Annotated in this window: 15 protein-coding genes; 9 read left to right on the top strand and 6 right to left on the bottom strand. The window is 68.4% G+C overall.

Translation table 11 applies throughout. The annotated features are described in order from the left end of the window. Positions 1–19: 19 nt before the first annotated feature. The 3 genes from BTE28158_RS09805 to BTE28158_RS09795 form a co-directional block, all read right to left on the bottom strand. Positions 20–1,381 carry a sigma-54-dependent transcriptional regulator gene (locus BTE28158_RS09805; protein WP_151048075.1) on the bottom strand — a complete coding sequence of 454 codons (1,362 nt, stop codon included), beginning with the start codon at positions 1,379–1,381 and terminating at the stop codon, positions 20–22. After that, positions 1,371–3,275, bottom strand: a complete 1,905-nt coding sequence (locus BTE28158_RS09800) for a sensor histidine kinase (RefSeq protein WP_151048074.1) — start codon at positions 3,273–3,275, stop codon at positions 1,371–1,373. Before BTE28158_RS09800 ends, BTE28158_RS09805 begins: the two co-directional genes overlap by 11 nt. Before the next feature lie 155 nt (positions 3,276–3,430). Beyond that, positions 3,431–4,795: a 2-hydroxycarboxylate transporter family protein gene (locus tag BTE28158_RS09795; RefSeq protein WP_151048073.1), complete on the bottom strand. Its 1,365-nt coding sequence runs from the start codon at positions 4,793–4,795 to the stop codon at positions 3,431–3,433. A 422-nt stretch (positions 4,796–5,217) separates the two neighbouring features. Here BTE28158_RS09795 and BTE28158_RS09790 point away from each other — a divergent pair, with 422 nt between their 5' ends. Genes BTE28158_RS09790 through BTE28158_RS09765 form a run of 6 tightly spaced genes read left to right on the top strand, consistent with a single transcriptional unit; the run spans position 5,218 to position 11,455 of the window. Continuing rightward, complete coding sequence (locus tag BTE28158_RS09790) at positions 5,218–6,057, top strand: MetQ/NlpA family ABC transporter substrate-binding protein (RefSeq protein ID WP_151048072.1); 840 nt, start codon at positions 5,218–5,220, stop codon at positions 6,055–6,057. A gap of 10 nt (positions 6,058–6,067) precedes the next feature. Next, positions 6,068–7,480 carry an LLM class flavin-dependent oxidoreductase gene (locus BTE28158_RS09785; RefSeq protein ID WP_059599096.1) on the top strand — a complete coding sequence of 471 codons (1,413 nt, stop codon included), beginning with the start codon at positions 6,068–6,070 and terminating at the stop codon, positions 7,478–7,480. Positions 7,481–7,498: 18 nt separating this feature from the next. Continuing rightward, a complete protein-coding gene (locus tag BTE28158_RS09780) occupies positions 7,499–8,686 on the top strand; it encodes a methionine ABC transporter ATP-binding protein (RefSeq protein ID WP_151048071.1) in 1,188 nt (395 codons plus the stop codon). Continuing rightward, positions 8,679–9,335, top strand: coding sequence for a methionine ABC transporter permease (locus tag BTE28158_RS09775; protein ID WP_047902352.1), 657 nt, complete (start codon positions 8,679–8,681; stop codon positions 9,333–9,335). The genes BTE28158_RS09780 and BTE28158_RS09775 overlap by 8 nt, the downstream gene beginning before the upstream one ends. 54 nt (positions 9,336–9,389) lie before the next feature. Continuing rightward, a complete protein-coding gene (locus tag BTE28158_RS09770) occupies positions 9,390–10,247 on the top strand; it encodes a hypothetical protein (RefSeq protein ID WP_151048070.1) in 858 nt (285 codons plus the stop codon). Further along, the gene (locus BTE28158_RS09765) at positions 10,244–11,455 is read left to right on the top strand and encodes an acyl-CoA dehydrogenase family protein (protein WP_151048069.1); all 1,212 of its coding nucleotides are present in this window, start codon (positions 10,244–10,246) and stop codon (positions 11,453–11,455) included. The genes BTE28158_RS09770 and BTE28158_RS09765 overlap by 4 nt, the downstream gene beginning before the upstream one ends. 87 nt (positions 11,456–11,542) lie before the next feature. On the opposite strand, the gene BTE28158_RS09760 is transcribed toward BTE28158_RS09765, so the two are convergent. Continuing rightward, complete coding sequence (locus BTE28158_RS09760) at positions 11,543–13,270, bottom strand: YadA family autotransporter adhesin (RefSeq protein ID WP_151048068.1); 1,728 nt, start codon at positions 13,268–13,270, stop codon at positions 11,543–11,545. Positions 13,271–13,812: 542 nt separating this feature from the next. Further along, positions 13,813–14,661 (bottom strand): helix-turn-helix domain-containing protein, encoded by an 849-nt coding sequence (locus BTE28158_RS09755; RefSeq protein ID WP_151048067.1) that lies wholly within the window; start codon positions 14,659–14,661, stop codon positions 13,813–13,815. 268 nt (positions 14,662–14,929) lie between these two features. On the opposite strand from BTE28158_RS09755, the gene BTE28158_RS09750 reads away from it, so the two are divergent. Together BTE28158_RS09750 and BTE28158_RS09745 are read left to right on the top strand one after the other, a co-directional pair. Next, entirely contained in the window at positions 14,930–15,892 is a 963-nt protein-coding gene (locus tag BTE28158_RS09750) for a DUF2167 domain-containing protein (protein ID WP_151048066.1), read from the top strand. Then, the gene (locus tag BTE28158_RS09745; protein WP_151048065.1) at positions 15,889–16,536 is read left to right on the top strand and encodes a zinc metalloprotease; all 648 of its coding nucleotides are present in this window, start codon (positions 15,889–15,891) and stop codon (positions 16,534–16,536) included. The genes BTE28158_RS09750 and BTE28158_RS09745 overlap by 4 nt, the downstream gene beginning before the upstream one ends. Positions 16,537–16,601: 65 nt before the next feature. On the opposite strand, the gene BTE28158_RS09740 is transcribed toward BTE28158_RS09745, so the two are convergent. Then, positions 16,602–17,999 carry an MFS transporter gene (locus BTE28158_RS09740; protein ID WP_151048064.1) on the bottom strand — a complete coding sequence of 466 codons (1,398 nt, stop codon included), beginning with the start codon at positions 17,997–17,999 and terminating at the stop codon, positions 16,602–16,604. A 245-nt stretch (positions 18,000–18,244) separates the two neighbouring features. Here BTE28158_RS09740 and BTE28158_RS09735 point away from each other — a divergent pair, with 245 nt between their 5' ends. Then, a complete protein-coding gene (locus tag BTE28158_RS09735) occupies positions 18,245–19,822 on the top strand; it encodes an aldehyde dehydrogenase (NADP(+)) (RefSeq protein ID WP_151048063.1) in 1,578 nt (525 codons plus the stop codon). Positions 19,823–19,951: the final 129 nt, after the last annotated feature.

The raw sequence follows: 19,951 nt of genomic DNA, 5'->3' as shown, positions 1-19,951 counted from the left end.
GTGCGTATCCTCGTTCGCGTCACTCGCCGCCGTCGGCAGCCGCGTCGCCGCGCGCGGGAATCCGCAGGTTGCGCAGCTTGTGATAAAGCGTCTTCTTCGGCATGCCGAGCGCGACGCTTGCGTCCGCCACGTTGCCGTGGTGACGCTGCAGCGCGTCCTCGATCAGCATCCGCTCGAAATACGCCATCTGCTCGGCAAGCGTGCCGCCTGCCGCCGGTTCGCCGCCGGACGACAGCAGGCTGTCGCCGGTCAGCCCGAGCACGAAGCGATCGGCCACGTTCTGCAGTTCTCGCACGTTGCCGGGCCACGCGTGCGTCATCAGTTCGGACACCTGCGCAGCGGTGACGACCGGCGCCGGCTGACCGAAGCGCCGCGCGGCCGCGAGCACGAAATGCTCGAACAGCAGCGGCACGTCCTCGCGCCGCTCGCGCAGCGGCGGCAGCTCGATCTGCGCGACGTTGAGCCGATACAGCAAGTCCGCGCGGAAGCGCCCGTCGGCCGCGAGTTCGGCGAGATCGGCCTTCGACGCGGCGACGACGCGGCAATCGACCGGAATCAGCTCGTTCGCGCCGAGCCGCTCGACCACGCGCTCCTGCAGCACGCGCAGCATCTTGATCTGCAGCGGAATCGGCATCGTCTCGATCTCGTCGAGGAACAGCGTGCCGCCGTGCGCCCATTCGATCTTGCCGATGCGCTTCTTGATCGCGCCGGTGAACGCGCCGGCCTCGTGGCCGAACAGCTCGCTCTCGAACACCTGCTCGGGCAGGCCGCCGCAATTCAGCGCGACGAAATGCGCATCGCGCCGGCCGCCGAAGTCGTGCAGGCTGCGCGCGATCAGCTCCTTGCCGGTGCCTGTCTCGCCGGTGATCAGCACCGACACCGACGTATCGGCGAGGCGCAGGATCTTCTTGCGCACGTCGGCCATCGCGGGCGACTTGCCGAGCACGAACGCCTCGATGCCCTGCCAGTTGTTGAGCGCCGCGCGCAGCCCCTGCACCTCGAGCGTGAGCCTGCGCTTCTCGACCGCGCGCGCGACGCGGCCGGCGATCACGTCCGACGAGAACGGCTTCTCGATGAAGTCGTATGCGCCGTCCTGCATCGCGCCGACGGCCGTCGAAATGTCGGCGTGGCCGCTGATCAGCACGACCGGAATCTGCGTATCGACGGCCATCACGCGTTCGAGCAGCTGCAGCCCGTCGATGCCCGGCATCCGCACGTCCGACACGATCACGACGGGTGCGCCGGGCGCGACGTGCGCGAGTGCGTCGGCCGCCGACGCGAATGCGTCGACCGGGAACCCGGCAAGCGCGACGGCCTGCTCGACGCCGATCCGGACGTTTTCATCGTCCTCGACGACCAGCACGCGAATCTCATCTTCCATGCTCTGTCCTTTGTTGCGGCGTGACCGCCGCGAATTCGATGGTGAACTGCGCGCCGCCGGTGTCGCGGTTCGTCGCGGCGATCTTCGCGCCGAACGCCTCGACGATGCGCGACGTGATCGCGAGGCCGAGGCCGAGGCCCTGGCCGCGCGGCTTGGTGGTGACGAACGGCTCGAACAGGTGCGGCAGCACCTCGGGCGCGATGCCGGCGCCGCTGTCGGCGACCGTGAAGCGCACGCGGCCGCCTTCGTCCGCATCGTCCGCATCGTCGGCTTGGGCGGCTTCGATCACGATGCGCCGCACGGGCGCGTCATGCACCGCGTCGAGCGCGTTGCCGAGCAGGTTCACGATCACCTGCTGCAACTGGCTCGACTCCGCGGACACCGTCGTGCCAGGCGCGATGTTCACCTCGAGCTGCACGCCTTCGTCGCGGATCCGCGCATCGTAGATGAGCCGCGCGTGCGCGACGGCTTCGTTCAGCGACACGGCGACACGTTCGACGTCGGGCTTGCGCGCGAAGGTCTTCAGCTCGCCGGTGAGCACGGCCATGCTGTCGACCAGCTTGCCGACCCGTTCGAGATTGGCGTACGCCGGTGCCGGCTGGCCGCGCTCGAAAAACGTGCGCGCGTTGTCGCACAACGTGCGGATCGCGACGAGCGGCTGGTTCAGCTCGTGCGTGAGGCCGGCGGCCATCTGCCCGAGCACCGCGAGCTTGCCCGCGTGTACGACTTCCTGCTGCGAATCGCGCAGCCGCTGCTCGGTGCGTTCGCGTTCCACGATCTCGCGCTGCATCCGCTCGTTCGCGGCCGTCAGCGCGGCCGTGCGCTGCGCGACGGTCAGTTCGAGCTGGTCGTTCGCGCGGCGCAGCGCGTCCTGCGCATTCAACCGCGCGACGATCGCCCGGCGGCGCTGGATCGCGTAGCCGACCAGCAGCGCGGCGATCAGGAACGCGCCGGTGACGAACACGAACGCGGTCTGCTGCTGGCGCCGTGCGCCGGCGATGTCGAGCAGCACCATCAGCGAATCGCCGGCCTGCGGCGCGGGCCGCGACATCACGAGATAGCGTGTGCTGCGGCCGGTGTGACGCGGATCGGGGAACGTGCCGAACCAGGCGGCGGCGCTGCGGTCGCCGATGTGGCGGTACGGCAGCACGTCGACCGTGCGGCCCGCGTATTGCCGCGACGCCTGGATGTCGCGCTGCTGCTGCGCTGTGATCGGACGCAGCGCGGTGAATTTCCACGCCGGCTCGGTCGAGATCACGACCACGCCGTTGCCGTCGACCACCATCGCGGCGACGCCCGGCGCGCGCCACGCGGACTCGAGCGGGTCGACGCTGATCTTCACGGCCGTCGCGCCGATCGGCACGCCGTCGTCGCGCACCGCGCTCGCGAAGTAGACGCCGGGCACGCCGGTGTTGGTGCCGATTCCGAAGAAGCGACCGCTGCCGTGTGCCAGCGCATCCTTGAAGTACGGCCGGTACGACACGTTGGTGCCGACGAAGCTGATCGTCTCGTTCCAGTTGCTGGCGGCGATCACTTCGCCCTGCAAGTCGATCACGTCGACGGCACCGCTGCCCGCGTCGCGGTTCACGGCTTCGAGATACGTGTTCACGGAGTGCGTGAGCGCGGGCCGGTCTCGCGGCGCGGCCCGCAGCAGCGCGCGCACGCCGTCCTGACGGGCGACCAGGCCGGGCAGGATCTCGAAGCGGCCGAGTTCGCTCTTCAGGCTCGACGCATACAGGTCGAGCCGATGCGCGCCGGTTTCCTCGAGCGCGTCGATCGCGCGTTCCCACGCGAAATCGACGGCCGCGCCCGCCACGCCGACATACAGCACGGCGGCCGACGCCCAGCCCCACCACGGGATTCCCTTGAAGCTCTTCTGCACGTTCGCCCTCATCGAAGCCCGCAACCGGTCGTCCGCAACCGGCCGTCCGCGACCGGCCGCCCGGAGCGACGCCCCGAACGACGCCCCGAACGACGCGCGCCGCGCACCGGCAAGGCCGGCGGCGGCGCGTGCGAAGCAGCCTGCGCGACGGTGCGCGCAGCAGCGCGTCATCCGAAGTGCGAGACCAGGATCAGCGTCACCGTGACGACGATCGCGCCGCCGATGCGCGTCGCGATCTGCGCGAACGGCATCAGCTGCATCCGGTTCGCGGCGGTCAGGATCGCGACGTCGCCGGTGCCGCCTTGCCCGCTGTGGCAGGCGTTCACGATTGCGGTGTCGATAGGGTACATCTTCAGCAGGCGGCCGACCACGAAACCCGTGCCCATCAGCGTCGCGACGGTCGACACGATCGTGACGACGTTGACGATCGTGAAGGCGGCGGTCAGCTTGTCCCACGGCGTCATCGCGACGCCGATCGCGAACAGCAGCGGATACGTGACGGCGGTCGAGAAGAACTTGTAGACGACGAATGCGCCTTCCTGCAGCGGCGGCGACACCGCGCGCGCGAGCTTCACCAGCACCGCGAGGAACAGCATCGCGACCGGCGCGGGCAGGCCGAACAGCTTGTGCGCCATCAGGCCGACGAGGTACAACGTGATCGCCGTGATGCCGGCGCCCGCGATGTGCGTGACGTCGACGTGGCCGCGGATTTCCTCGTTCTCGGGCGTCATGTCGCCCGATTCGCCGACCTGCAGGCGGCCGTTGCCGGTCAGGTGCGGCAGGCGCTTGCCGAGCATGTCGAGCGCGCCCGACAGGATGATCGCGGTCAGGCTGCCGAGCATCACCGGTGGCAGCACCATCGCGAACATCTCGCCCTGCGGCAGGTGCATCAGTTCCGAATAGCCGATCGACAGCGGGATCGCGCCTTCGCCGACGCCGCCGGCCATGATCGGCACGACGATGTACAGGAGCGTGTGGCGCGCGCCGAGGCCGAGCGCGGTGCCGACCGCCGTGCCGACGATCGCGGCCGCGACCGAACCGGCGGCGAGCGGAATGAAGATCTTCACGAAGCCCTGGATCAGCACGCGCCGGTCCATGCTCAGGATGCTGCCGACGATGATCGACGCGATGAACAGGTACAGGAAGTTCGTCGACTTCGTGAACTCGACGGTGAGGTTCAGCACCGGCTTCGGCAGCACGTGGTAGTAGGTGAGCGCCGACGGCACGAAGGTCGCGAAGATCGCGGCCGCGCCGATGTTGCGCAAGAGCGGCAGGCGCTTGCCGAGTTCCGCGCACGTGAAGCCGAAGAATGCGAGCACGGCGATCGCCATCGAGATCTCGCCGGGCACCTTGCCCGTCACCGCGAAGCCGACGATCAGCCCGAACAGGATCACGTAGACCGGCAGCGGGATGATGCCGATACGGATTTCCATCAGCTTCCACCAGCCTTCCGGCCAGAAGCGCTCGCGCGTGGCGGGACCGGCTGCGGCAATCGGCTCGGGTTGGGACGGGGTATGGATAGAGGTCTGCAAGACGTGTCTCCTGATGTTTGGAATGCCTGCATCGCTTCGCGGCATCGTGTGCCGTCTATTACGCAACCCCCGTGCCAGGATTCCGGCCTGCCGGAATATTTTCAATGCATTGATTCATAAGGGATTTATTTCGTCTGCGGAAAGGGTTTGCCAGACGGGATGGCCGAGATTTCGGAATCGGCGCGGCGGGCAGGCCGAAATTTCGGCCTGGCGGCGGCCCGGGCAGCCGGCCATGTCCGCCGCCCGCCATATCGCCGCACGCGATTTTCTTCGCACAATCGCTTCGTAGACCGCCCTCCCGCCGCTCTCTATCATCGGCTGATCTTTTTCCGATGCGACGACGACTGTCCGGAGAACGCCCGCGCGTTCGCCGCGGCGCCGCTCATCCGTCGATACCGTCTTTGGACAGGAGAGTGGTTTCCATGCTGCATCCCGTTTTTTCCGCCCGCTTTTCCGCCGGCCGCGTGGCCAGCCTGGTCCGCCTGCTGGCGGCCGCGCTGCTCAGCGTCGCGCTGCTGAACGGCGCGCGCGCCGACACCGCGCCGCTGAAGGTCGGCATCTCGACGAGCCCGCAGATCGAGGCGCTGAAGATTGCCGCCAAGGAGGCGAAGGAGCAGGGCCTGGACGTGAGGATCGTCGAGTTCACCGACTGGAATACGCCGAACGCGGCGCTCGCGAACAAGGACATCGACGTCAACTACTTCCAGCACATCCCGTTTCTCGAGAACGCGAAGAAGCAAGGCGGCTACAACTTCATCTCGATCGCGCCCGGCACGATCATGAAGATCGGCCTCTATTCGAAGAAGGTGAAGCGCTTCGACGAGCTGAAGGACGGCGCGCGCGTCGCGATCGCGAACGATCCGGTGAACGGCGGGCGCGGGCTGTTGCTGCTTCAGCGCGCGGGCCTCATCACGCTGAAGCCGGGCGCGGACTACCGCGCGACGACGCGCGACATCGTGTCCAACCCGAAGCACCTGAAGATCATCCCGCTGGAAGCGTCGCAGCTCGCGCGCTCGCTCGACGACGTCGACCTCGCGCAGGGCTACCCGAGCTTCATCAAGCTCGCCGGCACGACCGACCCGAACAGCGCGCTGCTGTTCGACGGCACCGAGAACAAGAACTTCGCGATCCAGTGGGTCGTGCGGCCGGAGAGCGTGAACGACGCGCGCATCCGCAAGTTCATCGCGATCTACCAGCACTCGCCGGCGGTGCGCCGGGCGCTCGACAACGCATTCGGCTCGCTGTACGCGATCGCGTGGTGACGGAGGCGACATGACGACGGCGAACCGCAAAAAGATCCTGCTCAACGCGTTCAACATGAACTGCGTCGGGCACATCAACCACGGGCTGTGGACGCATCCGCGCGATCGCTCCGCGCACTACACCGATCTCGATTACTGGGCCGATCTCGCGAGGACGCTCGAACGCGGCAAGTTCGACGGGATCTTTCTCGCGGACATCGTCGGCGTATACGACGTGTTCGGCGGCGGCCCGGACGCCGCGCTGCGCGAATCCGTGCAGGTGCCCGTCAACGACCCGCTGCTGCTCGTGCCCGCGATGGCGCAGGTCACGCAACATCTCGGCTTCGGCGTGACCGCGAACCTGACCTATGAGCCGCCTTACCTGTTCGCGCGCCGCATGTCGACGCTCGACCACCTGACGAAGGGGCGCATCGGCTGGAACATCGTGACCGGCTACCTCGACAGCGCCGCGCGCGGGATGGGCCTCGCGCAGCAGATCGGCCACGACGACCGCTACGAACGCGCGGACGATTACATGGAGGTCGTCTACAAGCTGTGGGAACAGAGCTGGGACGACGACGCGGTGATCCGCGATGCGCACGCGCGCGTGTTCGCGCAGCCGGGAAAGGTGCGGCGCGTGAAGCACGACGGGCCGTTCTATTCGGTTGACGCGATTCACCTGAGCGAGCCGTCGCTGCAGCGCACGCCGGTGCTGTACCAGGCCGGCTCGTCCGCGCGCGGCGTCGAGTTCGCGGGGCGACATGCGGAATGCGTGTTCGTGAACGGGCAGAGCAAGGCCGCCGCGCGCGCGGCCGCGCTCGACATTCGCGCGGCTGCCGCACGGCAGGGCCGCGACCCGGCGTCGATCAGGATTTTCGCCGGCGTGAGCGTCGTCACGGCCGAGACCGAACTTCTCGCGCGCGAGAAGTTCGACGAATACCGGCGCTACGCGAGCCCGGAAGCCGGCCTTGCGCATTTCGCGAGCTCGACCGGCATCGACTTCGCGAAGTACGGCCTCGACGAGCCGATCTCGTACGTGAAGACCGACTCGATCCAGTCGGCCGTCGACGCGATCTCGCGCAAGAGCACGACCGGCACGTGGACCGTGCGCCGGATGCTCGAACAGATGTCGCTCGGCGGTCGCTATGCGCCGATCGTCGGTTCGCCATCGCAGGTCGCGGATGAACTGCAGTCGTGGATCGACGAGACGGGCATCGACGGTTTCAATTTGACGCGCACCGTGATGCCCGAGTCGTTCGAGGATTTCGTCGACTGGGTCGTGCCGGAACTGCAGAACCGCGGCATCTACAAGGAAGACTACGATCCCGCCCCGACGCTGCGCGAGAAGCTGTTCGGCGCGGGTGCGCGCCTGCCGGCGTGGCACACCGGCGCGCAGCATCGGCCGGCCGCCGTGCCCGAACCCGCGCATCCCGCGCATGCCTGAACGTGACGGAGCGAAGCGATGACGCAATTGTTCGATACGCTGGGTTTCATCGAGGCTTCGGCCGTGCGGGCCGGCGCAGGCGCGCACGCACATGGGGCGCATGACGAAGCGGCCGTACGTGCTGACGGAGTCGCCGTGTCGCTCGCGCACGTCGGCAAGGTGTTCGCGACGCCGCGCGGCCAGGCCGCCGCGCTGCGCGACGTGACGCTCGACGTGCGGCGCGGCGAGGTGTTCGGGATCATCGGCCGCAGCGGTGCAGGCAAGTCGACGTTGCTGCGGCTCATGAACGGCCTCGAACGGCCGAGTTCGGGCCGCGTGTGCGTGCAGGGCGTCGATGTCGGCGCGCTCGACGAGGACGGGCTCGTCGCGCTGCGGCGTCGCACCGGCATGGTGTTCCAGCATTTCAACCTGCTGTCCGCGAAGACGGTGTTCGAGAACGTCGCGCTGCCGCTGAAGATTGCCGGCGTGCCGAAGGCCGAGCGCGTGCGCAAGGTCGAGGCGCTGCTCGAACTCGTCGGACTGACCGCGAAGCGCGACGCATATCCTGCCAGCCTGTCGGGCGGGCAGAAGCAGCGCGTTGGCATTGCCCGTTCGCTCGTGCACGATCCCGAGGTGCTGCTGTGCGACGAGGCGACGTCGGCGCTCGATCCGGAGACGACGCAGTCGATCCTCGCGCTGCTTGCCGACATCAACCGCCGCCTCGGGCTGACGATCGTGCTGATCACGCACGAGATGGAAGTGATCCGCGCGGTGTGCGACACGGTCGCGGTGATCGAACAGGGTGAGGTCGTCGAAACGGGCCCCGTGTGGCGCGTGTTCGGCGATCCGCGCCACGGCGCGACGCGTGCGCTGCTCAGCACGATCGTGCACGACCTGCCGGCCGACCTGGCCGCGCGCGTGCGGCCGTTGCCCGAGCAGGCCGCATTGCCCGACGGCGCGCAGGTGGTGCTCGACGTCCGCTATACGGGCGAGAGCGGCGGCGAGCCGGACGTCGGCGCGCTCGCGGCGGCGCTCGGCGGCTCCGTGCGCTTCCTGCACGGCGGGATCGACCGGATCCAGGGGCATGCGCAGGGGCGGCTCGTGATCGCGGCCACACCGCGCGCGGATGAAGCCGGCCAGTCGTCGGCTCGCGGCGGCGCGGTCGCGGCACTGCTCGAACGCGCGCGCCGCCACGCGAACCACGCGGAGGTGCTCGGCTATGTTTGAACTCTGGTGGCCCGAACTGCTCGACGCGATCCGTGACACGCTGTCGATGGTCGCGGCGTCGGCCGCGATCGCCGCGCTGATCGGCATCCCGCTCGCGGTGATCCTGGTGACGACCGCGCCCGGCGGCATCTACGCGCGGCGCGGCGTGAACGCGGTGCTCGGCGCGCTCGTCAACGTGTTCCGCTCGACGCCGTTCATCATCCTGCTCGTCGCGCTGCTGCCGTTCACGCGCGTGCTGATCGGCACGACCATCGGCGTGTGGGCGGCCGTCGTGCCGCTGTCGATCGCCGCGATTCCGTTCTTCGCGCGGATTGCCGAGGTGAGCCTGCGCGAAGTCGATCGCGGGCTGATCGAGGCCGCGCTCGCGATGGGCGCGAAACGCCGTCACATCGTGTGGCACGTGCTGTTGCCGGAGGCGCTGCCCGGCATGCTCGGCGGCTTCACGATCACCGTCGTCGCGCTGATCGGCTCGACCGCGATGGCGGGCGCCGTCGGCGCGGGCGGGCTCGGCGATCTCGCGATCCGCTATGGCTATCAGCGCTTCGACACCACCGTCATGGTGACAGTGATCGTGATCCTGATCGCACTCGTTTCGGCCGTGCAAATCACGGGCGACCGCCTGGTCCGACGCGTGACCCGGCGTACCTGAGCGGCGCCACGAGCGCCGGCTCTTTTCATTGAAGACCCTGAGAGAACGATACCCATGACCTTACCCACCGGCGCGCCGCGCGAATGGAACGGACAATTCGAGGAAGCGCTGTTTCTGGACGTCGCGCGACGTCATCGTCCCGGCTTCCCGGACAAGCTGGCGACACCGCCGCGCGAGCCGCGCGATGAAGACGAACTGGCCGCCGTCGCCGACTACTACACGAAGATGGCGTCGCACGACCTGTTCATCGTTCAGGTCGTCGCGAAGGCGATCGACACGCTGTTCCGCGACGACCTGCACTTCCAGCTGATCCTGTCGCGTCAGCTCGGCGACGACGGCGCGCACGCCGTGATTGGTCGCGAACGCGTGACCCAACTGACCGGCCGCGATCCTGTGCCGGAAGTCGAGCGGCTCGTCGCCGCGCACTGGGAACGCATCGGCGATATCGCGGTGCGCGACGTCGCGGGCTTTCTCGCGTTCGAATGGCATTACGAACTGCACATCCTCGCGAAGCTGTGGATCCAGCGCAAGACCGGCCGCATCGCCGACGGCGCGATGCGCGAGCATGGCGAAAATCGGATTCGCCCGGACGAGGAGTGGCATCGCGTGCAGATCGTCCAGTGGTGGTTCGACAGGTTGAAGACGCTGCCGGCCGTCGAGCGCGAGGTGCTGATCGATCGCGTGATCGGTGCCGACGAGGAAACGCAGGCACGGCTCGACGGGTATCTGCACGACGAATACGCGCATACCGCGCACGTGTTTGGTGCCGATATCGCCGAATACCGCGCGATCTACGACGACTGGCGGCGCGAGATCCTGTCGCGGCTGACCGGCCGTGAGCTCGGCGCGCTGGTGCCGCTGTCGAACGACGCCGTTGCGCACGCATCGCTTGCACAGGAAGCCGTCGCATGAACGATCCTGGCAGCCTGGCGAAGCTGGCGCCGGACGCCGACGCACGCGCGATCAACGCCGATGCGCTGGCGCGTGCGATCGACGCGCTGCGTGCGACGGCCGTCGCGCGCGACCGCGCAGGCGGTCATGCGGCCGACGAGAAGCAGCGGCTCGCCGACGCAGGCCTGCTGACGCTCGCGGTGCCGCGCGAATTCGGCGGCCAGGAAGCCGAGTGGCCCGCGATCTACGACACGATCCGGCGGATCGCGCGCGTCGACAGCGCGCTCGCGCATCTGGTCGGGTTCCAGATCCTGCAGGTGGTGAGCGTCGACGTGTGGGGCAGTGCGGCGCAGCGCGAACGCTTTCTGCGCGGCACGGTCGAGCATCGCTGGTGGTGGGGCAATGCGGTGAACCCGCTCGACACGCGGCTGGTGGCGACCGCGACGCCGGACGGCGGCTACCGGCTCGACGGCGTGAAGGGATTCTGCTCGGGCACGCGCGGCTCGCAGCGGATGACCGTGTCCGCGCACGATCCGGAAACGGGCCGCGCCGTATTCGGCGTCGTGCCGACCGATCGCGACGGGATCACCGTCAACGAGGACTGGGATCCCGTCGGCCAGCGCCAGACCGACAGCGGCAGCGTGCGCTTCGACGGCGTGACGCTCGCGGCGGACGAGGTGCTGCACCGGTCCGAGACGCCGCCGACGCCGCGCGCGACGCTGCGCACGCTGGTGTCGCAGCTCGTATTGACGAACCTGTTCGTCGGGCTTGCGGAAGGCGCGCTGGCCGAGGCGCGCGAATACGTGCTGGCGCACGGCCGGCCGTGGATCAACTCGGGCGTCGCGCAGGCGGGCGACGATCCCTATACGCTGCAGCGCTTCGGCAACATGCGCGTGCAGGCGGTTGCGGCGGCGTCGCTGGCCGATCGCGCGGCTGTCGCGTTGCAGCGCGCATGGACGCGGCGCGACGCGCTGACGGCCGACGAACGTGCCGAAGCGGCGCTCGCGGTGTCGGAAGCGAAGATCGTCGCGCAGCGCGCGGCGCTCGACAACGGCGAGGCGCTGTTCGATGCGTGCGGCGCGCGCGCGACGGCCGCGTCGCTCGGCCTCGATCGCTTCTGGCGCAACGCGCGCACGCATACGCTGCACGATCCGCTCGACTATCGGCTGCGCGACGTCGGCCGGTTCGCGTTGACGGGGGAATTGCCGCAGGCGTCGCTGTATACGTGACGACGGTCAGCCAGCTGCGCCGTGGCGCCGATGGCTGACCGCCCGGCGTCAGGAACAGCGTCCTGACGCGTCGCTGCCGCAGCCCGATTACCAGCGGTAGCCGACGCCCGCGCCGGCGCCGAACGAGCCGTGACCCGATACCGCCGTCGTGACCGAGCCTTTGACGAGCCATTTCGTCGTCGCAACGGACAAGCCGACCGCCATGGCGCTTTGACCGCCGTACGTGCCGCCGCCGAGCGCGACGACCTTCTCGCCAGGCAGCACGGCTTGCGGCAGGTTGGCCATCGCGATCGCGCTCGCCGTGCCCGCGTTCGCGTCCTTGCGGTACTTCGACATTTCCTCGCGCACCGAGTTGATCGCCCCGTTCAACTGGCGCACGTTCACGCCATCCGTCGGCGCGGTGCCGTCCGCCACGTTGGTCAACTGGCGCTCGGCACCGGGCGAACCGATCGACACCGTGTTGTCCCGATCGGCAACCGAATTCGCGCCCAGCGCCACCGCGTTGTTCGCCGTGGCCCGGCTGTTCGTGCCGATGGCGGTCGAGTCCGTGCCGGACACATTCGAGCCCGTGCCGATTGCCGTTCCGTTTGCCGCCGTGACCTTCGAATTCGTGCCGATGGCCGTTCCGTTCGTTGCGGTGACCGTGGAATTGACGCCGACAGCAGTACCGTTGTCGCCCGAGACGTTCGAGCCGTTGCCGACCGCTGTGCCGTTCGCCGCGGTGACCGACGTATTCGGGCCGATCGCGGTGTCCGTCGGGTCCGTCACCGTGCCGCTCGGGACGCTGGACGAGATCTTGCCGACGGTCGTCGTGAGATTGGCCAGGTCCGTCGTCAGCGTCGACACCTGATTGGCGATCGAGAAGAGCTGCGAGCCGTTCACCGCATCCGTGCTGGTCGCGCTGATTGCTCCGGCCGCGACGTTCACGATCTGACGCTCGGCGCCCGCGCTGCCGACGCTGACCACGCCCACCGGCGTGCCCGCGAAGCCGCTGTAGGTCACGCCGTTGAGCGCCACGCTGTTGACGGTCGTATAGGCGCGCGTCGTCGCATTCGAGCCCAGTGCGACGGAATTCGCGTCGGCGGCGTTCGCCCCTTCGCCGATGGCGACCGCGTTCACGGCGGAGGCCGTCGCACGGGCAATGGCGACGCTGCCCGTCGCGGATGCCGAGCTGTCGACACCGAGCGCGACCGCATCGGCCGCGCCGGCATTTGCCTGGAAGCCGAGGGCCGTACCGCCCGCTGCAATGCTGCCCTTGCCCACGGCGGTCGAGAACGTCGTGGTGGCGCTCGCGCTTTGGCCGACCGCTGTCGACTGGTCGACGGCGAATGCGCCCTGACCGAAGGCGGACGCCGTGGCGCCGTTCGCGATCGCGCCGTTACCGACCGCCGTGGCCTGGGTGCCAACTGCGCTCGAAGCCGTCCCGATCGCCGTCGCCTGGTCCCCGGTTGCCACGGCGTTTCCGCCGACGGCCGTCGCGAACGTCCCGGTCGCGGCCGCCATGCGGCCGATCGCGACGGTCTCGCTATAGGCGCCGGTCGACGAGCCCGAATTCGCGACGGCCGCCGTGCCGATCGCGATGTTGTCGCAGCCGGTTGCCGCGGCCGGATACGTGCTGCTGCCCGAAATGGCGATGTTGCCGACGCAGCCCGCCGACGTTTCGGTCGACGTGCCGTTCTGCACATAGTCGGCTCGCGCGGGCGCGGAAACGGCGAATGCGGCCATGGCTGCGCTGACCGTGACGGCAAGCGCGACCTTCGACTTGCGCGGTGCGCGTTGTACGGAATTTCCCAACCCTCGTTGATGCTTGTTCATTTGTTTTCCTGAGCTCGATGTAAAAATCGTGTTGCGGTTTGCATGGCTCCGCTCGCGATATCCCGGTCGCATCGATTCGTTCGTGTCTCTTTCGTGACAGGCATCGATTTTTCGATCTGTAAAAATGAAAGGTCTACTAACAAAATTGAACATTCGTCGGTCTCGACGCGACGGGAGCCGGGCACGGATTGCGGTTACTTGCTTGCTGTCGTCACGGCTACGTCAAAAACTTCGCGAATCCGAAGCTCGGGTCGCGACGACGCATTTTGATGGGTTTGAGTCGCGCACATGTTTGCCGCAGCCGCTGAACGCTATGTTTCGGCGGACATTCGTTCGGGGGTGTGCATGAGGAAACGGCAAGGGATTCCCCGCGCCGAGCAGCCGGTTGCCCGATGATCACGGGCGGGCCGGTGACGAGGAGAGGGCGACACTGCCCGAACGCATTTGCTCACGCGACAGGCGGCATCGACCTTCGCTTGCAGGCCGTCCACTCGACGCAGGTATCCGTGCGTCGAAACCGCCTGGTCGGTGTTGTCGTGGCGTTACTGCGCCGGCAGCGCGTCCGCCAGCGCCCGCATCGCATCCACCGTCTCCGGATTCGCCGGGAAAAATGCCTCGATCGCGAGTTCCGACAGCGTCACGTCGACCGGCGTGCCGAACACCGTCGTCGTGCTGAAGAACGTCAGCTCGCCGCTCGCCGTGCTCAGCCGAAGCGGCACGGCGATATCCGCGAAATCGGTGCGCGCGTGCGAATCGTCGGGCTGGCCGGCCGGAGCCGGATAGGCGGCGAGCTCGTCGCGCAGCGCGTGCAGCGTGCGGTCGCCGCTCGCGTCGATTTGCCGTTGCAGCCGGTGCAGGATATGCGCGCGCCATTCGTGCCAGTTGACGATCTGCGGCGCGAGGCCGTCAGGATGCAGGCTCAGGCGCAGCACGTTGACGGGCGGCTGCAGAAGCGCCGGATCGGCCTGCGCGACCAGCGCGCCGAGCATCCGGTTCGCGGCGAGCAGCGTCCAGTGGCGATCCACCGCGAGTGCCGGGTAAGGCTCGTGGCCGCGCAGCACGGCTTCGACCGCGTGGCGCGCCGCATCGAGCTGCGGATCGGAGAAGGGCCGCTCGCGAAACAGCGGCGCATAGCCGGCCGCGACGAGCAGCGCATTGCGCTCGCGCAGCGGCACGTCGAGGCGCTCGGCGAGATGCAGCACCATCTCCCGGCTCGGCTGTGCCCGCCCCGATTCGACGAAGCTCAGGTGCCGCGCGGACACCTCGGCCTCCAGCGCGAGGGCCATCTGGCTGAGGCGTCGGCGTTGACGCCAGGTGCGCAGCAGCGAGCCGATGCCGGACGCGCGGCCGGCTGACGGGGGGAGCGATTGAAGGGCGGCGGTCGAGTTCATGACGAGGATGATAGGCAATCCCGCGTGCCCCGGACATTACCTGCGACGTAAGCATTCCGGATCGATGTGTATCGGGTGTGCATCGCCGACTCCGCCCGCGGCCGCCCGAGGCGTCCCTCCGCCCCCGCATTTCGTGCCCGGCGCGGCCCCGACGCTGCGATACCATAGCCCCCGTGCCACCTGAGAGGCGGTGCCGGACCCGCGACCACAACGCCCCGGGCCGGATGCCGCGCACATTCACAACAAGGCATTCCAGGGGAATCCAACAATGAAAAAACTCGCCCTCCGCGTCGCCTGCGTGGCGATGCTCGCGCTCGCCGCAACCAGCGGCCATGCGCAGACCGAAGCCGCGCAGGTCGAAATGAGGGCCGCCGCCGCGGCCGCCAACAAAGCCGTCGTGAACGGGCCGGCCGATATCGACGTCAAGCACGAAGCCGTGCTGAAGCTGAAGGAAGGCGAATCGTTCGTGCCGGCCGCCGAAGCCGGCCGCTACCTGCGCTCGATGGGCAACTCGATCGACGAATCGAAGCTGGTCGGCCTCGTGCTGCCCGAGGACCCGGACGCCGACTGGATCTCGGTCGTGTCCTTCGAGCCGAGCGGCTACATTCGCGACGACGACGCGAAGGACTGGAAACCCGACGAATTGCTGAAGAGCCTGCAGGCCGGCACCGAGGAAAACAACCCGGCGCGCAAGGAGCGCGGGCTGCCCGAGACCGAGGTGGTCGGCTGGGCGCAGGCGCCCGCGTACGACGCCGCCACGCACCGGCTCGTGTGGTCCGCGATCATCCGCGACAAGGGTGCGGCCGCGAACGCGGAGAGCGACGGCGTGAACTACCGGACGCTCGTGCTCGGCCGCGACGGCTACCTGTCGCTGACGATGGCGTCGACGCTCGCCGATCTGCCGAAGTACAAGGCCTCGGCCGACGGCCTGCTCGCGAACATCCGCTTCAACGACGGCAAGCGCTATGCCGATTTCAACAAGTCGACCGACCACGTCGCCGAGTACGGGCTCGCGGCGCTGATCGTCGGCGTCGGCGCGAAGAAGCTCGGGCTGCTCGCGCTGATCGGCGCGTTCGCCGTGAAGTTCTTCAAGATCGGCGCGGTCGCGCTGCTGGCGGGCGGCGCGGCGCTGAAGCGCTTCTTCGGGCGCAAGCCGAAGCCGGCAGCCGTGCCGATCGTCGCCGATGCAACCGACGCAGCCGCCGTGTCCGGCACGGAGCGCAAGGAATGACGAAGCTGCTGCTGCTGATCTTCGGCGGCCTGAAGCTCGGCAAGGTGCTCATGTCGGCGGGCACCATGCTGGCGTCGATCGCCGTCTACGCGCTGTTCTACGGGTGGCGCTTCGCGGCCGGTTTCGTTGCGCTGCTGCTGGTCCACGAAGCCGGTCACTACGTGGCCGCGCAGCGGCGCGGGCTCGACGTCGGGCTGCCGACGTTCATTCCGTTCGTCGGCACGCTCGGCGCGCTGGCCTGCTACGCGGCCGCGCGGCACTACGACAGCAATCTGCTGCTCGCGCTCGCCTATACGGGCTTCTTCCTGAACCTGTTCAACATGATTCCGCTGTCGCCGTTCGACGGCGGGCGCATCACGGCGGTGCTGTCGCCGCGCATCTGGTTCGCGGGCGTGCCCGTGCTGATCGCGCTGTTCGCGTATCGGCCGAGCCCGCTCCTGATCGTGATGGCGATCCTCGCGCTGCCGCAGTTGAAACGTGCCTGGCGCTACGATCCCGACGCGCCGGAGAACCGCGCGTACTACACGACGTCGGTCGAGACGAAGACGACCTACGCGCTTTTCTACGTCGGCCTGCTCGCGTTTCTCGCGCTGATGACGTCCGGCGTGCATGACATGCTGCGCGTCGCCCATTCTGCAGCCTGAGCGATGTAAGAACGGCGGCCGCTCATGCGCGGCCGCCGTCGTTTTCCCACCATTCCCGCCGAAGGTCACGCGTCGCGATGACGCAGCTCGACGCGCTTGATGTCCTTCACGATCACGAGATAGCTGAGCACCGTGACGAGCGCGTTCAGTCCGACGAACACGAGCGCGCCGTTGAACGAGCCGCTCGCGCCGACCAGGTAGCCGATCGCGATCGGCGCGACGATGCCGGCCGTGTTGCCGAACATGTTGAACAGGCTGCCCGACAGGCCGATCGCTTCCTTCGGCGCGGTGTCCGCGACGACGGCCCAGCCGAGCGAACCGATTCCCTTGCCGAAGAACGACACGGCCATCAGCACGATCACCAGCGCTTCGCTGTCGACGTAATTGCAGCCGATGATCACCATCGACAGCAGCATGCCGCCGACGATCGGGATCTTGCGCGCGAGCGTCAGCGACACGCCGCGGCGGATCAGCATGTCCGACAGCATCCCGCCGAGCACGCCGCCGAGGAACCCGCAGATCGCCGGCAGCGACGTCATGAAGCCGGCCTTCAGCAGCGACATTCCGCGCGCCTGTACGAGGTAGATGGGGAACCACGTCAGGAAGAAATACGTGAGCACGTTCACGCAGTACTGGCCGAGATAGACGCCGAGCAGCATCCGGTTCGACAGCAGCTGGCGCACGTAGTACCAGCCCGCGACGCGGCGGCCTCCGGATGCCGTTCCCGCGCCGGCGCCGCGCGCCCCGGTCGATCGGTCCGTGGTGCGCACGAGGCCGCCGCCTTGCTCGATGTGCTCGAGTTCCGCGCGGTTCACCGCCGGATGGTCGACCGGATCCTTCATCACGCGCAGCCACAGGAACGCGAGCGCGATGCCGGCGAGGCCGAGCCACAGGTACACGTGGTGCCAGCCGTACGCATGCGTGAGCCACGCCATCAGCGGCGAGAAAACCACCGCCGCGAAATATTGCGCGGCATTGAAGATCGCCGACGCCGTGCCGCGCTCGGCGGTCGGGAACCAGCTCGCGACGACCTTCGCGTTCGCGGGAAACGCGGGCGCCTCGGCGATGCCGACCGCGAAGCGCATCACGAACAGCGCGGTCACCGCGAACGCGGCGCTGCCGCCGAGGCCGATCGTGCTTTGCAGCAGCGTGAACGCCGACCACAGGAAGATGCTGGTCGCATACACGCGGCGCGCGCCGAAGCGGTCGAGCAGCCAGCCGCTCGGCAATTGCGCGAGCACGTACGCCCAACTGAACGCCGAGAAGATGTAGCCCATCGTCACCGGATCGATGCCGAAAGCCTTGCGGATCGGCGTGCCGGTGATCGACAGCGTCGCGCGGTCCGCATAGTTGAGCGTCGTGACGACGAACAGCATCGCCAGGATCCAGTAGCGCACGGCGGTGCGGCGCGCGGTGCGCGCAAGGTCGATCGGAAGATCGCGAGGAGCGGTTTGATTGGGCACTTTAATGTACGTCGTCGTATAACATGGGTGGAAGTTTATGAGGGTTGGTCGCGCTCAGAAACCTCGGGTTTTCCCTTGATGAGCCATGCAAATTGGTCAAAGTGTGGGCAAAAGCTGAATCAATAAGGGATTCATGCATGGTGTGGCAAGATCGACGGGCGGCACGATTTATGAAATGCTGTCAGCAGACATCGTATCTGTTGAGCTACAATGAACCATCATTCCCGAAACACGGAGCACACCCCATGCAACTGACTGGAGAGATGCTGATCGGCGCCGAAGCGGTAGCCGGCTCGGCCGGTACCTTGCACGCGTTCGACCCGACGAAGGGCGCACCGATCGATGCGCCGGCCTTCGGCGTCGCGACGCAGGCCGACGTCGAGCGCGCGTGCGAACTCGCACGCGACGCCTTCGATGCGTACCGCGCGCAGCCGCTCGCGGCCCGCGCGGCGTTTCTCGAAGCGATCGCCGACCAGATCGTCGCGCTCGGCGACGCGCTGATCGAGCGCGCACACGCCGAAACGGGTCTGCCCGTCGCGCGGCTGCAGGGCGAGCGCGGCCGCACCGTCGGCCAGCTCCGGCTGTTCGCGCGCGTCGTGCGCGACGGGCGCTTCCTCGCCGCGTCGATCGATCCCGCGCAGCCCGCACGCACGCCGCTGCCGCGTTCGGACCTGCGGCTGCAGAAGGTCGGCCTCGGGCCCGTCGCGGTGTTCGGCGCGAGCAACTTCCCGCTTGCGTTCTCGGTGGCCGGCGGCGATACCGCGTCGGCCCTCGCGGCCGGCTGCCCGGTGATCGTGAAGGCCCATGAGGCGCACCTCGGCACGTCCGAGCTGGTCGGCCGCGCAATTCGCGCCGCGGTGGCGCAATGCGGGATGCCGGCCGGCGTATTCTCGTTGCTGATCGGCCCCGGCCGCGTGATCGGCGCGGCGCTCGTCAGCCATCCGGCGGTGCAGGCCGTCGGCTTCACCGGGTCGCGGCAGGGCGGCATGGCGCTCGTGCAGCTCGCGAACGCGCGCCCGCAGCCGATTCCTGTTTATGCGGAAATGAGCAGCATCAACCCGGTCGTGCTGTTCCCGGCCGCGCTGGCCGCGCGCGGCGACGCGATCGCGACCGGCTTCGTCGATTCGCTGACGCTCGGCACCGGCCAGTTCTGCACGAACCCGGGCCTCGTGCTGGCGGTCGACGGTCCCGACCTCGACCGCTTCGAGTCCGTCGCCGCGCAGGCGCTCGCGAAGAAGCCTGCCGGCGTGATGCTGACGCGCGGCATCGCCGACGCGTATCGCAATGGCAGCGCCAAGCTGGCCGAACTGCCGGGCGTGCGCGAAATCGGCGCGGGCGAGGCGGCGCAGACCGAATGCCAGGCAGGCGGCGCGCTGTACGAAGTCGCCGCGCAGGCGTTCCTGGCCGAGCCGGCGTTCAGCCACGAAGTGTTCGGGCCGGCATCGCTGATCGTGCGCTGCCGTGATCTCGACGAAGTCGCGCGCGTGCTCGACGCACTCGAGGGCCAGCTGACGGCCACGCTGCAGATGGACGCCGACGACAAGCCGCTCGCGCGCCGCCTGCTGCCGATCCTCGAACGCAAGGCCGGGCGCCTGCTCGTCAACGGCTATCCGACCGGCGTCGAAGTGTGCGACGCGATGGTGCACGGCGGGCCGTTCCCGGCGACGTCGAACCCGGCCGTCACGTCGGTCGGCGCGACCGCGATCGAGCGTTTCCTGCGGCCCGTGTGCTATCAGGATTTCCCGGACGACCTGCTGCCGGAGGGGCTGCAGGAAAGCAATCCGCTCGGCATTCCGCGGCTGCGGGACGGGAAGGCGGAGTGACGGTGCGGCGGCGCGGCGCGAAGCCGGGCCGCATGCTGAAGGAATGAAAGCGGGGGCGGCCGGCTGGCTGCCTCCGCTTTTTTCATGATGGCTTCCGCGTCACCGGAATTTCTCCTACAGTAGCGGGGC

The organism is Burkholderia diffusa, assembly GCF_902499115.1.
Lineage (GTDB): Bacteria > Pseudomonadota > Gammaproteobacteria > Burkholderiales > Burkholderiaceae > Burkholderia > Burkholderia diffusa.
The sequence above is the reverse complement of the archived record's forward strand: the minus strand, read 5'-3'. Positions and strand labels throughout refer to the sequence as shown.

Bases quoted from the DNA above. Each gene is read 5' to 3' on its own strand.
- BTE28158_RS09780 (WP_151048071.1), top strand. From the start codon at position 7,499: ATGACGCAATTGTTCGATACGCTGGGTTTCATCGAGGCTTCGGCCGTG.
- BTE28158_RS09735 (WP_151048063.1), top strand. From the start codon at position 18,245: ATGCAACTGACTGGAGAGATGCTGATCGGCGCCGAAGCGGTAGCCGGC.
- BTE28158_RS09760 (WP_151048068.1), bottom strand. From the start codon at position 13,270: ATGAACAAGCATCAACGAGGGTTGGGAAATTCCGTACAACGCGCACCG.
- BTE28158_RS09790 (WP_151048072.1), top strand. From the start codon at position 5,218: ATGCTGCATCCCGTTTTTTCCGCCCGCTTTTCCGCCGGCCGCGTGGCC.
- BTE28158_RS09805 (WP_151048075.1), bottom strand. From the start codon at position 1,381: ATGGAAGATGAGATTCGCGTGCTGGTCGTCGAGGACGATGAAAACGTC.
- BTE28158_RS09800 (WP_151048074.1), bottom strand. From the start codon at position 3,275: ATGAGGGCGAACGTGCAGAAGAGCTTCAAGGGAATCCCGTGGTGGGGC.
- BTE28158_RS09745 (WP_151048065.1), top strand. From the start codon at position 15,889: ATGACGAAGCTGCTGCTGCTGATCTTCGGCGGCCTGAAGCTCGGCAAG.
- BTE28158_RS09775 (WP_047902352.1), top strand. From the start codon at position 8,679: ATGTTTGAACTCTGGTGGCCCGAACTGCTCGACGCGATCCGTGACACG.
- BTE28158_RS09750 (WP_151048066.1), top strand. From the start codon at position 14,930: ATGAAAAAACTCGCCCTCCGCGTCGCCTGCGTGGCGATGCTCGCGCTC.
- BTE28158_RS09765 (WP_151048069.1), top strand. From the start codon at position 10,244: ATGAACGATCCTGGCAGCCTGGCGAAGCTGGCGCCGGACGCCGACGCA.
- BTE28158_RS09755 (WP_151048067.1), bottom strand. From the start codon at position 14,661: ATGAACTCGACCGCCGCCCTTCAATCGCTCCCCCCGTCAGCCGGCCGC.
- BTE28158_RS09785 (WP_059599096.1), top strand. From the start codon at position 6,068: ATGACGACGGCGAACCGCAAAAAGATCCTGCTCAACGCGTTCAACATG.
- BTE28158_RS09770 (WP_151048070.1), top strand. From the start codon at position 9,390: ATGACCTTACCCACCGGCGCGCCGCGCGAATGGAACGGACAATTCGAG.